The 13,285-nt window shown below is 42.1% G+C and carries 12 protein-coding genes; 10 read left to right on the top strand and 2 right to left on the bottom strand.

The features are described 5' to 3' along the window. Nucleotides 1-3 precede the first annotated feature (3 nt). From ABID27_RS05925 to greA, 6 genes are all read left to right on the top strand, one after another. Nucleotides 4-3,099, top strand: coding sequence for a pilus expression-regulating Snf2 family helicase (locus ABID27_RS05925; protein WP_354280944.1), 3,096 nt, complete (start codon nt 4-6; stop codon nt 3,097-3,099). 60 nt (nt 3,100-3,159) lie between these two features. After that, nucleotides 3,160-3,816, top strand: a complete 657-nt coding sequence (zapJ, locus tag ABID27_RS05920) for a divisome accessory protein ZapJ (RefSeq protein WP_354280942.1) — start codon at nt 3,160-3,162, stop codon at nt 3,814-3,816. Then, the gene (gene murC, locus ABID27_RS05915) at nt 3,813-5,144 is read left to right on the top strand and encodes a UDP-N-acetylmuramate--L-alanine ligase (RefSeq protein ID WP_253365328.1); all 1,332 of its coding nucleotides are present in this window, start codon (nt 3,813-3,815) and stop codon (nt 5,142-5,144) included. The genes zapJ and murC overlap by 4 nt, the downstream gene beginning before the upstream one ends. A gap of 50 nt (nt 5,145-5,194) precedes the next feature. After that, complete coding sequence (locus ABID27_RS05910) at nt 5,195-5,686, top strand: GNAT family N-acetyltransferase (protein WP_354280940.1); 492 nt, start codon at nt 5,195-5,197, stop codon at nt 5,684-5,686. A gap of 67 nt (nt 5,687-5,753) precedes the next feature. Further along, nucleotides 5,754-7,433 carry an endolytic transglycosylase MltG gene (mltG, locus tag ABID27_RS05905; protein WP_354280938.1) on the top strand — a complete coding sequence of 560 codons (1,680 nt, stop codon included), beginning with the start codon at nt 5,754-5,756 and terminating at the stop codon, nt 7,431-7,433. 72 nt (nt 7,434-7,505) lie between these two features. Then, nucleotides 7,506-7,988 carry a transcription elongation factor GreA gene (gene greA / locus ABID27_RS05900; RefSeq protein WP_253365331.1) on the top strand — a complete coding sequence of 161 codons (483 nt, stop codon included), beginning with the start codon at nt 7,506-7,508 and terminating at the stop codon, nt 7,986-7,988. A 99-nt stretch (nt 7,989-8,087) separates the two neighbouring features. Here greA and yidC read toward each other — a convergent pair whose 3' ends face one another. Continuing rightward, on the bottom strand, nt 8,088-8,999 hold the full coding sequence (gene yidC / locus ABID27_RS05895; protein WP_354280936.1) for a membrane protein insertase YidC: 912 nt from the start codon (nt 8,997-8,999) through the stop codon (nt 8,088-8,090). A 72-nt stretch (nt 9,000-9,071) separates the two neighbouring features. Next, a complete protein-coding gene (locus tag ABID27_RS05890; RefSeq protein ID WP_354280934.1) occupies nt 9,072-9,347 on the bottom strand; it encodes an acylphosphatase in 276 nt (91 codons plus the stop codon). A 78-nt stretch (nt 9,348-9,425) separates the two neighbouring features. Here ABID27_RS05890 and ABID27_RS05885 point away from each other — a divergent pair, with 78 nt between their 5' ends. The 4 genes from ABID27_RS05885 (at nt 9,426) to ABID27_RS05870 (ending at nt 13,164) form a co-directional block, all read left to right on the top strand. Continuing rightward, complete coding sequence (locus ABID27_RS05885; RefSeq protein WP_354280932.1) at nt 9,426-10,166, top strand: TrmH family RNA methyltransferase; 741 nt, start codon at nt 9,426-9,428, stop codon at nt 10,164-10,166. A gap of 48 nt (nt 10,167-10,214) precedes the next feature. After that, a complete protein-coding gene (locus tag ABID27_RS05880; protein WP_354280930.1) occupies nt 10,215-10,703 on the top strand; it encodes an HD domain-containing protein in 489 nt (162 codons plus the stop codon). Nucleotides 10,704-10,722: 19 nt separating this feature from the next. Next, nucleotides 10,723-11,421 carry a Bax inhibitor-1/YccA family protein gene (locus tag ABID27_RS05875; RefSeq protein WP_354280928.1) on the top strand — a complete coding sequence of 233 codons (699 nt, stop codon included), beginning with the start codon at nt 10,723-10,725 and terminating at the stop codon, nt 11,419-11,421. A 138-nt stretch (nt 11,422-11,559) separates the two neighbouring features. Next, nucleotides 11,560-13,164 (top strand): potassium/proton antiporter, encoded by a 1,605-nt coding sequence (locus ABID27_RS05870; protein WP_253365342.1) that lies wholly within the window; start codon nt 11,560-11,562, stop codon nt 13,162-13,164. Nucleotides 13,165-13,285: the final 121 nt, after the last annotated feature.

Here is a 13,285-nt window from a genome sequence, read left to right as displayed (position 1 = left end):
TCTATGGCTAGAATGATGCCGGGACGGGTCCGTCAAGAGGGAATTGAATTGTACGAGGCCGGTAAGTTGAGTGTAGAAAAAAGTGCCGACTCTTGTCTTTTTTTCAAGGTAGATGCAGAGGATTTTTGCTATGCGCTCGATGAGGAAAAAATAAGTTGTTCCTGTGACTTGTTTGCGCAGCGTGCCTACTGTCCCCATCTTGCAGCTGTAGAATACTACTTGAAAAATGATGCGGACGGCAAAGAAACAATTGAAACTCTGTCCCGCGATGAAGCCAAGGAAGAAGAGCGCGAGCGACGGACCTATTTTGGAGGGCTTTTTCTGGATAAGGTCTTGCCTGGAGATGAGACGCTGGAAGTTCGCTACCAACTCTCGGTAGAGGGACAGCTCTTGCTGTATGACCAAAATATTGATTGGACCTTGAAAATCAGCCGCCTGACGGATAGCCGTTCCTATATCATTCGAGATATTGGCGCCTTTTTGAAAATTGTCAAAAAAGGAAGCCTCTACCAGATAGGAAAAAATTATTACGAAAAGTTGTCCTATGCTGTTTTTGACGATGCTAGTCAAGGCTTACTGGATTTTTTGTGGCGAATCATTCCTGAAAAATCAGTTTTTGAAAGTGAAGTATTCGCGCATTTTGGACGTCATCTTCGTTTGCCACTGGCCTTTTTTGAAGACGGCTTGGACTTGCTTCAGCAATTAGCTAGCTTTGAATTTCATTGTGATGATGAAAAATATGACACCTTGAGGTTGGTGGATTTTGATGCAAGGGCGAATTTGTATCGCTTCTCGGTCGAGGTGGACACGCAGGTAATCGAGCTGAAGATTGAAGAGAAGCCCAAACGTGAGCTCTTATCGGGGCGCTACTTTTTGGTTGGGAATTGCCTTTATCAAGTGGATGCCCAGCAAGATACCTTGTTGAAAACGGTAAAGGATATCTTGTCCAAGGATGAGCAGGGGCATAAGACGGTTCAAGTTGATTTTCAAGACCGAGATAAGTTGGCGCTCAGCCTCTTGGAATTCAAAAAAATAGGGACTGTGTCTGCACCCAAACGATTTGAAATTCAGGATTTTCAACCGCAATTTCGCTTAGATAAGGGAGAGGACAATCAGCTTCTCTTGCAACTTTCTCTCGCCTTTCCCAATTGCCAGGTAAGCAGTCAAGAGGAATTGCAAGAATTGGCCTTTGCTTATCATTACCAGCATTTACAAGGGGTTTATCGCTTTTTAGATCATGCAGGCTTTCGTGGTCAGTTTAAACGGCAACGAACAGGTTTATCAAGCCAAGATTGGTACCAATTTTTTGTACAAACCTTGCCAGCTATGAAGCGGTTCGGTCAGGTGGACTTGTCTGATGACTTGCGTGATATCTTGGTGGAGGAGGCGACCAGCATCCAAGTGGACCGTAGCGGCTCACTTTTAGATGTTTCCTTTGATTTTGCAGGGATTGAAGCTGATGAGGTAGAGGATGCCTTAGAAGCCTTGATGTCAGCGCAAGCCTACTTCACTAGCCGGACAGGTCGGTTGTTGGTCTTTGATGATGAATTAAAAAGAGTCAGTCAAACCTTGACCTTTTTACGGGCCACGTCAAGTGGACAAGGATCGATGACCCTGTCTAGTCTGGCATCTTATCAGCTAGCGGATGCCTTTTCTGGTCAGGACCATATTTCCTTTACGGAGAGTTTCCGAACCATGGCTTATGAATTAGCGCATCCAGAAGCAGTAGAATTGCCCGCCCTACCAATTCAAGCCAATCTTCGAGATTACCAACAACTGGGTGTTCATTGGTTGTCGACTTTGGATAAGTACGGATTTGGTGGGATATTGGCAGATGATATGGGTTTAGGAAAAACCTTGCAATCTATCGCATTTATCGCGAGCCATACGACAAAGGATTCCCGAGTTTTGATTTTGGCACCATCGAGCCTGATCTATAACTGGCAGGAAGAATGCCATAAGTTTGCCCCGCAGCTAGATGTGGCTGTTATTTACGGCAACAAGGCTGAGCGCGAGCGATTGCTTGAGGAAGACCACCAAGTGGTCGTGACCAGCTATGCTTCTTTCCGACAAGATGTCGCCCTTTACAAAGCCCAGTCTTACGATTACCTTTTCTTGGACGAAGCGCAAGTGATGAAGAATTCTCAGACAAAAATAGCTCAGCAATTACGCGAGTTTGAAGTGGGCAATTGTTTTGCCTTATCTGGGACTCCAATTGAAAATAATCTCAATGAAATCTGGTCCATCTTCCAAATTGTCTTGCCAGGTCTATTGCCGGCCAAGCTCGCTTTTGGTAAGTTGGCTGCAGAGGATGTGGCTCGGATTATTCGACCATTTATTCTGCGTCGCAAGAAAGAGGATGTGCTTGAAGAATTGCCTGACTTGATAGAGGTCAATGTTCTCAATGAACTGTCAGACGACCAAAAGGTCATTTATCTGGCCCAGTTGCGTCAAATTCAGGCGCGTGTGGCTTCGGCTAGCGAGGCTGAAATCAATCGCCAGAAAATTGAGATTTTGTCTGGCATTACACGTTTGCGCCAGATTTGTGACACACCAAAATTATTTATGGATGATTTTGATGGGGAAAGTGGCAAATTGGAAAATCTCAAAGAGCTTCTCATCCAACTCAAGGAAGGCAATCACCGTGTCTTAATTTTTTCTCAATTTAAACAGATGCTGGACATCATTGAGAAAGAGTTGGACCATTTAGGTTTGAGCAGTTATAAATTGACTGGTTCAACTCCGACCCATCTTCGCCAAGAAATGACCACTGCTTTTAACACGGGCAGTCGAGATGCATTCTTGATTTCCCTGAAAGCGGGCGGTGTTGGGCTGAATCTAACAGGAGCGGACACAGTTATTTTGATTGACTTGTGGTGGAATCCTGCAGCCGAGCAGCAAGCCATTAGTCGTGCCCACCGCATGGGGCAAACAGAAACGGTGGAATTCTACCGTATGATTACCCGTGGCACCATCGAAGAAAAAATTCAAGAATTGCAAGAAAATAAGAAAAATCTTGTGACGACGGTTCTTGATGGAAATGAAAGCCGTGCTAGCTTGACGGTGGATGATATTCGTGAGATTTTGGGGCTTTCCTGAGCTGAAACTCCCGAAAAAGCAGGAAATATGCTATAATACCAGTTTGAAAGGAAAAAATGTATGACGAGACGACAGACACTGTTTCCATTGATTGCAGATGATGAAGTTTTGGTGGAGCCAGCTCCACAAATGACTTTATACGATGAGTCCGATCTTATCAGCAATATCAAGGGGCCTTATCAAGACAAGGATTTTAGCCATCCAGTTGCCGCTACGGAAGTGGTGCAGGAAGATTTATTGCCGCCGCTCTTTTCTAGTCAGCCGAGTGGTTACTCTAGACGAGAACGTCTGCAAAGACCGACACCTCCTCGAGCTGTTTATTCTGAAAAAACACAGGGGCAGTTGGCCCGTGAGCAGGCTCGCGAAGACTTGAAACGGAAAAAATCTGCGGCTTATTTGCAGGATGAGAAAGCAAGTTTGCACAAGCCTTTGCGTCAACCAGTTACAGCACCATTGGTGCCAGAACACAAGTTGACACACTTGAGCCACCTTGCAGATAAACTGCGTCAAGACACTTACATTTTGGCCGATATGCCAGCGGTTTATTCTTTGGAAAAAAAGGACCGTGCAAAAGAAGAATCCCCTCTTCAGCGAAATTCCTATGATTTCTTGAAGCGGAGCCAAGTATATGATTACCCTGAACGACAAGTGAGACATGAACGCCGTGTAGCTCAGGAATTAAATTTAACACACATGGAAGAGGATATGGAATCATGACCAAAACCTATCATTTTATTGGAATCAAGGGCTCTGGAATGAGCGCTTTAGCGCTAATGTTACATCAAATGGGCCACAAGGTTCAAGGTAGTGATGTTGAAAAATATTATTTCACGCAACGTGGTTTGGAGCAGGCAGGGATTGCCATTCTTCCCTTTGATGAAAACAATATTTCTGCCGATGTTGAATTGATTGCCGGAAATGCCTTTCGTCCAGATAATAACGTTGAGATTGCTTATGCAGATGCACAAGGCTTGTCTTATAAACGTTACCATGAGTTCTTGGGTGAATTCATGCGCCAGTTTACAAGTTTTGGTGTAGCAGGGGCCCACGGGAAGACGTCAACGACTGGCTTGTTGGCTCATGTTATGCGCAACATCACAGATACAAGTTACTTGATTGGTGACGGTACTGGTCGCGGTTCAGCCAATGCCAAGTATTTTGTCTTCGAATCAGACGAGTACGAACGCCATTTCATGCCTTATCACCCAGAATACAGCATCATTACAAACGTTGACTTTGACCATCCAGACTACTTCACTAGCTTGGAAGACGTCTTCAACGCCTTTAATGATTATGCTAAGCAAGTTACAAAAGGTCTCTTTGTTTACGGAGAAGATGCTGAATTGCGTAAGATTACGGCTCCAGCGCCAATTTACTACTATGGTTTTGGAGACGATAACGACTTTGTAGCCTATGATTTGCAGCCCTCTACAACTGGTTCAACTTTCAAAGTTCGCCATGGTCAAGAAGAATTAGGCAGCTTCCAAATTCCAACTTTTGGTCGTCATAATATTTTAAATGCAACGGCTGTGATTGCCAACCTCTATGTAGCAGGTTTTGATTTGGACTTGGTTGCAGAGCATATGAAGACATTTGGTGGGGTAAAACGCCGTTTCACTGAAAAAGTTGTGAACGGAACAGTCATCATTGATGACTTTGCTCACCATCCGACAGAAATTGTGGCAACGATTGATGCTGCACGTCAAAAATACCCAAGTAAAGAAATTGTTGCGGTATTCCAACCGCATACATTTACGCGGACAATTGCCCTCTTGGACGAGTTTGCTGCAGCCTTGAACGATGCGGACGCTGTCTATTTGGCACAAATTTATGGATCAGCACGTGAAACAGATAAGGGGCAAGTCAAGGTTGAAGATTTGGCAGCTAAAATCAAGAAAAAAGGTGCGGTGATTACAGTTGAGAATACATCACCACTCTTGAACCATGACAATGCAGTTTATGTGTTCATGGGAGCTGGCGATATCCAATCCTATGAGTATTCATTTGAACAACTTTTATCAAATCTTTCAAATAACGTACAATGAGAGACGACAGGCGGCAGATATGCTGTCTGTTCTTTCTATGGAGAATAAAAATGGAAATACGGTTTGTACAGGAAGGAGACTTGGGAGGTATCAGAGCCTTAGAGGAAGGGAATTTTCCTCTGACGGAACAAATACCCTCTCCTGTTCTCGCATTTTATGCAGAAAAATTAGGCAAGACCTGTCTGGTCATCGAAGATGATGGAAGTCTGGTTGGACATTTATTAGCAACACCGATGGCAACAGCTAGTTTAACGGATGCTGTCTTTGAGCAAACGAGCCTTCCAGCGGGAGATTTATCCTATCTAGGGATATCGAGTCTCTCTATTGCTTCAACTCATCAAAAACAGGGGCTGGGAACTTTGCTCCTAGCTGGTTTAAAGGAAGTAGCTGTGGCTTCTGATTTCAAAGGAATTTGCCTAACATGTAAGGAAGAATTGGTTGGCTACTACCAAATGAATGGATTTGCTGAAATTGGTCTTTCTCCGTCGCAATTAGGTGGAGAAGAGTGGGTGGAAATGTACTGGGAAAGCCCATCAGAGTAAGGTTCTTCTTGCTTTTATGGCTTAATTAAGATATAATATCATGTAATTGTGTGAAAGGAGAATACGTGTGGCAGATAATGTAGAAAATAAAGACACACAAGAATCCTCGTTTCGAGACCAGATTTTAAGAGATTTGGAACAATTGAAACAGGAACGTCTAGCACAACAACCGGCAGAAGAAACGAGTGTCTCAGTAGATGATTTGAGACGACGCTTTGATGTCAATCAAGTAGAAGTTACACCTGTTGAGGAAGCGGATTCGTCAATAGAAGTAACACAAGAAATTCCACTAGTAGATCAAGTTACCGAAACGATTTCGACAGAGGAAGTCGTCGAAGATGCGCCTGCTAAGGAAACTCAGATGCTTGATGGGGTATTTGTGGAGACGCAACCCTTGAATGAAGTTCCTCAACCAGAGGAGACACCTTTGGCACCTGTAGAAGACCTAGATGCGACAGTTGTTCATCATTTTTCGATGGAAGAGCACAAGGAGCTTCTAGCAGAACATACCAATACCTTGGAAGAAACCATCGTTCCTACCGTTACCGAAGAGGAAAACAAATCCACTCGTAAACATACGCGGAGCCGAGCATCAGTGAATCATCACCGGAAAAAACGAGAAAAAACAGCAACTCGTATCGTTATGACCGTTATCGCGGTTGTATTACTTGCAGTTGCAGTGACAGGCGTAACAGGCTATACTTATGTAAAATCTAGCCTTGAGCCAATCAACACAAAAGCGACAAAAACACTTCAGGTAGAGATTCCAGAAGGATCGACAACACTTGAAATCGGTAAGATTCTTGAAAAGAAACACCTGATCAAGAATGCTACTATCTTTAATTACTATGCGAAGTTGAAGAGCTACAATAATTTCCAAAGTGGCTACTATAATTTGTCTCAGTCTATGTCTGTTGATGAATTGTCAAAAGCTCTACAAGAAAGCGGTACTGCAGCTCCACAAGAGCCGATTGCAGGTAAAATCTTGATTGTAGAAGGTTCGACGATTAAGCAAATTGCACAAGCAATCACTGACAATGTCAACACAAAACAAAAAGACGACAAGACTAAATTCTCTTCAGATGAGTTCTTGAAACTAGTAGCTGACGAGGCTTTCATCAATAAAATGGTCGCTGCTTATCCAAAACTATTTGCTAATCTTCCAGCTGCAGATAGCGGAGTCATCTATCGCTTAGAAGGCTACCTCTTCCCAGCAACCTATGAGTACTCAGACTCGACAACCATGGAGCAATTAGTTGAAAAAATGATTGTAGCTATGGACGAGCGTTTGCAACCTTATTATGACCAATTGACAGCAAAAGGTCTGGATGTGAATTCACTCCTTACAATGGCTTCATTGGTTGAGAAGGAAGGTTCGACAGATGAAGACCGCCGTACCATTGCAGGTGTTTTCTATAATCGTATCAATGCAGGCATGCCACTTCAGTCTAACATTGCTATCCTTTATGCGATGGGCAAATTGGGTGAAAAGACAACCCTAGCAGAAGATGCAGCTGTTGACACAAGTATTGATTCACCTTATAATATTTATGCAAATACAGGCTTGATGCCTGGTCCAGTAGACAGCCCTAGCCAAGCGGCAATTGAAGCGACCTTCAATCCAAACAAAACAAATAACTATTACTTTGTAGCGGATGTCAAAACTGGTACAGTTTACTATTCTGAAACCTTAGAGCAACACGAACAAAATGTTGCAACATACGTGAACAGTCAGATTGGGAACTAAAATTGATTAGAACAAGGTTATGTGGGATTCCCGCATAATTTTGTTTTCACAAAATAGAGAGAAGGAAATAACATGGCAGAAAAAACATATCCAATGACGTTGGAAGAAAAATTGAAATTAGAACAAGAATTGGAAGACTTAAAATTAGTTCGTCGTCCAGAAATCGTAGAACGCATCAAAATTGCACGTTCATACGGAGACTTGTCAGAAAACAGTGAGTACGAAGCAGCAAAAGATGAACAAGCCTTTGTAGAAGGTCAAATTTCAACTTTGGAAACAAAAATCCGCTACGCAGAAATCGTTGATAGCGATGCTGTTGCAAAAGACGAAGTGGCGATTGGTAAAACAGTAACGGTTCAAGAAGTTGGCGAAACGGATGAAGAAGTCTACCACATCGTCGGTGCAGCTGGAGCGGATGCTTTTGCCAATAAAGTATCAAACGAAAGCCCAATTGGTCATGCCTTGATTGGTAAGAAAACAGGTGAAGTGGCAACTGTTCAGACACCTGCTGGCAGCTATGATATCAAAATCTTGAAAGTTGAAAAAACGAAGTAATAGCTCGTTTTATGACAATAAAAAAGAATCCAGGAGTGTTCGTCCTGGATTCTTTTTGGTTTGAAAAGAGACTAGGAAGCTATCTTAGTCCATTTCCCTTTATTTTGAACGTTGTTTTCCAGCGTTACGTCTGTCTTTTTTTGATGTGATAATGGCAGAGCTTGCGGTTGGTGTCACGTCTTTTGCTTTTGATGGTGTTAGAGTTTTTGGAGGATTTTGAGCAAATTCTTCCTCAATCTGAGCACGGATTTTTGGTTTGATAATGAAAGTTGTCAAGACTTGTTGGATGATACCGAAGAGACCACCCACAACCCAGTAAAGAGTTACGCCTGCAGGAGCGCTGATGGAGAACATAACAATCATGATTGGATTAATAAAGAGCATGGAACGCATTTGCTTCTTTTGCTCCGCATCAAGTCCAACGGTCATTAGAAGAGATTGGAAAAGGTAGAGGACACCGGCAATTGCTACGAGAATCAGACTAGATTTTCCAAGGTTGATACCAAAGAAACTTGCTTCTGCGATACCATCTGTAAATTTCGCTGCGTAAAAAAGTGCTGTAAAGAATGGCATCTGAATGAGTATAGGCAAGCATCCCATACCACCCAACATGCTGACACCGAGCTCTTTATGAGCGGCCATGTATTCTTGTTGAGCAGCCAGTTGTTCTTCCTGAGTAGCGGCATTACGCATGCGTTCTTGGATAGGATCCAAAATTGGCTTCAAATAGCGCATTTTTTCAGATTGGTAGCTGGCTTTATAAGATTGGTAAATTCCTAATGGTAAAATCAAGGTACGCACGAGGAGAGTTACGATAATGATAGCTAGTCCAAAACCAAGTCCTTGGTTAACCGCGAAGAACTTGATTAAGTGGCCCATTGGCTCAACTAAAAACTTGTAGACCCAACCTTCACCAGTTGGAACGCCATTTTTCTGCTGCACACAGCCAGATAGAAATAGTAACATGGATAGGGCTAAGCCCGATAAGAATAAACGTTTAGATTGTTTCACTTTTCTTTTCCTTTTTTGTCAAGATACTTTCTATTTTACTGTTTTTGAGAAAAATATACAAGTTAAAGATGATTATTGTACCTTAAAATCAGAGTAATCAGGAAAGTTAGACAATTGAACGTCTAGGTAGGTGACTTTGGACATGCGAGAGGGTCCTTTGCGGATTTCTTGGATGAACTGGCTGAGCTTTTCCGATTGTTCAGACTGGGCAAGGATAGTGACAGTTCCGTCCTCGTTGTTCCAGACTCGCCCGTAGATGTCCCCTAATTCGGAGGCTAAAAATTGGACAGACCAACGAAAACCCACGCCTTGTACCCGCCCTGAGGCAACCATTTTTATCTTGTGCATGGTCCAGACCTTCTTTCTTTTTGACAAGTATTTCACTTTATTATATCATGGGAAATAGTCAAAGAAAAAGAGGAAACTATGGAAGTTATACGGTCAAAGGCCAATCAGTTGGTCAAACAAACCAAGAAATTACATCAAAAAAAATACCGCAAGGAATCGTATTTGATAGAGGGGTGGCATTTGTTGGATGAGGCCCTTGCAAGTGGTGCCATCATTGAGCGAATTTTTGTACTAGAAGAATTTGCGGAAAAGGTAGCAGGGCTAGGATCGGTCGTTTTTGTCACTCGTGAGATTTTGATCGAATTGGCAGATAGTCAGACTCCTCAAGGAGTCGTTGCACAGATTGCACTTCCTAAGCAGGATTTACCGGCAAATTTATCTGGGAAGTACCTCTTTTTAGAAGATGTGCAAGACCCAGGAAATGTGGGAACTATGATTCGCACAGCGGATGCTGCAGGGCTAGATGCGGTTTTTATCTCAGACAAATCTGCTGATATTTATAACTTAAAAGTGCTACGCTCCATGCAAGGAAGTCATTTTCACTTGCCGATTTACCGGGTAGCAAGAGGTCAGCTCCTTGATTTATGTAAGGAAAATCAAGTACCTGTTTTGGCGACGACCCTTTCAAAAGATTCAGTAGACTACAAACAGGTGACTGTACCCAATGAATTTCTCTTGGTCATGGGAAATGAAGGGCAAGGGATTTCTCATGAAATGACTCAGAAAGCAGACCAATTGGTTCATATCACCATGCCTGGTCAGGCAGAAAGTTTAAACGTTGCTGTAGCAGCCGGAATCTTACTGTTTAGCTTTATTTAAGGTGATGATGTTAAACTGTGGTATAATAGGAGTCAAAGGAGGCAGCATATGACTTCTTATAAGAAAGATCCAGAATATATGGAGCATGTGGGGCAGTTGCTGGCTTCACCAAAGGTGCAGAAGCTAGTAGACATTACCCATCACTATTATTCCAATCGATTGGAGCACTCCATCAATGTATCCTATACCAGTTATCGATTAGCTAAAAAATTCGGTTGGGATGCTCGGTCGGCCGCACGTGGAGGTCTCCTCCATGATTTATTTTACTATGACTGGCGCGACCAAAAGTTTGCCAAGAGTCATGCTTGGGTTCATCCGCGTATTGCCCTGCGAAATGCAAAGAAGCTGACGAATATCAATCCAGTTGAAGAGGATATTATTGTCAAACACATGTTTGGAGCAACCATTGCGCCACCGCGTTACAAAGAGTCTTGGATTGTGACCTGTGTGGACAAGTATTGGGCAGTTCGTGAAGCGACCTTGCCCTTGCAGCATCGGTTTAAGCGAAGAAAACCAAGACATTTGACATTACCATAAGAAGAATAGGGAGATAGAAATGAACGATAATCCATTTGTTATTAATCAGGTCGACACAGTCGGTCTCAATCGCTTTTTTGCCAAAATTTATGGCTTTGTAGCAGCCGGTATCGGGTTGTCAGCTGTGACATCGTTTTTGGCCCTGACCGTTTTTAGACAAGCGACCATCAACCTCTTGGTTGGTGGTGGGTCAGGCTTCATCATGATTTTGATGCTAGCTGAGATTGGTCTTGTATTTACAGCGTCAGCTATGGCTGCTAAAAATAGTCCAGCAGCACTACCTATGTTTTTAGGCTATTCGGTGCTCAATGGGGTAACCATTAGCTTTGTGCTCATGCTTTATACTCAGACTGCGGTATTTAATGCCTTTTTATCCTCAGCGCTTATGTTTGTGGTTATGGCCGTGATTGGGGCAACGACCAAAAAAGATTTATCAGCCATGGGGCAAGCCTTACGCGCAGCTTTGTGGGGAGTGATTATTGCTAGTCTGGTCAATATCTTCCTTGGAAGTTCAGGCATGAGCTTCATGATTTCAATCGTTTCTGTCTTGATTTTTGCAGGATTGATTGCTTATGACAATCAGCGTATTCGCTATGTTTTTGAAGAAACAAACGGTCAAGTTGGGCAAGGTTGGGTCGTATCAATGGCCTTGCAGCTCTATCTGGACTTTATTAACTTGTTCTTGAACCTCCTCCGTATCTTTGGTTCAAGAGACTAAATACAATCTAAAAAGCTTCCTTGGATACCAGGGGAGCTTGTTTCATTTTCTTACCAAGCCCGTAACTTTCATCTTGAGTCATTTTACTATATACTAAAAGTAAGAAATAGAAATAAAAATAGAAATAAAGGGGGAAGTATGGATTTAAATATTGTCTTAATCTTGAGTAGTTTTGTTGTATTATCGTCTATTTTTTTAAATAAGTTTTCAAATAAGGTGGGGATTCCCACGTTGATTTTTTTCTTAGGAGTGGGAATTTTCTTTACTCACCCGAGTGGTTTGAATATCCATTTTGCGAATTATTTGCTGACGGAGAAGATAGCTTCGATTTGTTTGATTTTTATTATTTTTTATGGTGGATTTGGAACGCGTTGGGAAGAGGCAAAAAAAGTTGTTCAGCCAGCCATCGTATTATCAACTTTTGGAGCTGTTTTGACAGCTGCTAGTGTGACTTTGTTTTGTCATTTTATCTTGCATTTTGGGTTACTAGAGAGTTTTCTCATGGGAAGTGTGATATCGTCTACGGATGCGGCGTCGGTTTTCTCTATTATTCGTTCGCGACGATTAAGTCTGAAATATCGAACATCATCTCTTCTGGAAATAGAAAGCGGATCCAACGATCCCGCGTCCTATCTTTTGACGATTATAGCGATCGGTCTCTTGAACAAGGACATGTCTCAGAGTCAAGTGATTGTGAGTGTTTTTAGTCAAATTATTTTTGGTCTGTTGTTTGGTTTTTTAGCGTTTAAAATCTGTAAGTTGTTTTTGACAAAAATTAAGATAGCTGAGGGCTTTGATATTATTTTGATTTTTGCGATTAGTATTTTGACCTTCAGTGCGACATCCTATATCAATGGGAACGGCTATCTTGCAGTTTATCTGTATGGCATCCTTCTTGGAAATAGTAAGATGAAGAATAAAGTTGCTCTTGTCTATTTTTACGATGCCTTTACGAATCTCATGCAGATTGCTCTCTTTTTTACATTAGGATTTTTATCCGATTTTCACTTGATTGTGAAAAATATGCCGATTGCTTTTCTGATTTTTCTCTTTTTAACATTTATTGCTCGCCCTCTGGTGGTCGAAGGAGCAATGGCTTTTTTCAAACCCAAAATGGCGCAAAAGGCGGTCATATCTGTAGCTGGTCTAAGGGGAGCAGCTTCGATTGTTTTTGCGATTATGGCACGTAATCAGATTGTTGGAACTACTCAATTGGATATTTTCCATGTTACTTTTGGTATTGTTCTTCTGTCTATTTTGATTCAAGGGAGTTTGCTTCCATTTGTATCAACCAAATTGGATATGATTGACCTTCTTCAAGATCCCCTCAAATCGTTTACGGACTATTCTAATGAAACTCCTATTGAATTTATAACTTTTGTTGTGGATGGGGATCATTTTTGGAAAGACAAGAAATTAGAGGAAATGGATATTAGTCGTGCCCTGTTAGTCGTTTTCATCAATCGTAACGGAGAGCGCATATTACCAAATGGGAAAACCGTTATCCGAGAAGGAGATAAGATTGTTTGTATTGCCAAATCCTTTACTCAAGGGAGTGACATCCATATCAATGAAGTGAAAATTGAAGAAGACAATGCACATATTGGTACAAAACTGAAGGATTTTGAAAAAGAAATGTTGGTTATTCTCATCAATCGTGGTGGCAAGTACATTATCCCCCGAGGAGATAACAAATTGTTAGCCGGGGATAAGGTCCTGTATTTAGAAAGTGCTAATTTATAAAAAGAAAAAGAACCCTCTGGCGGGATTGAACTGCCCCCCATTCGTTAGACAAGAAATCTAACGAATGGGGGGCTTTTTCTATGAAATTAAGTTATGAAGATAAGATTCAACTCTATCAATT

This window comes from Streptococcus gallinaceus, assembly GCF_040545695.1.
Lineage (GTDB): Bacteria > Bacillota > Bacilli > Lactobacillales > Streptococcaceae > Streptococcus > Streptococcus gallinaceus.
The sequence above is the reverse complement of the archived record's forward strand: the minus strand, read 5'-3'. Positions and strand labels throughout refer to the sequence as shown.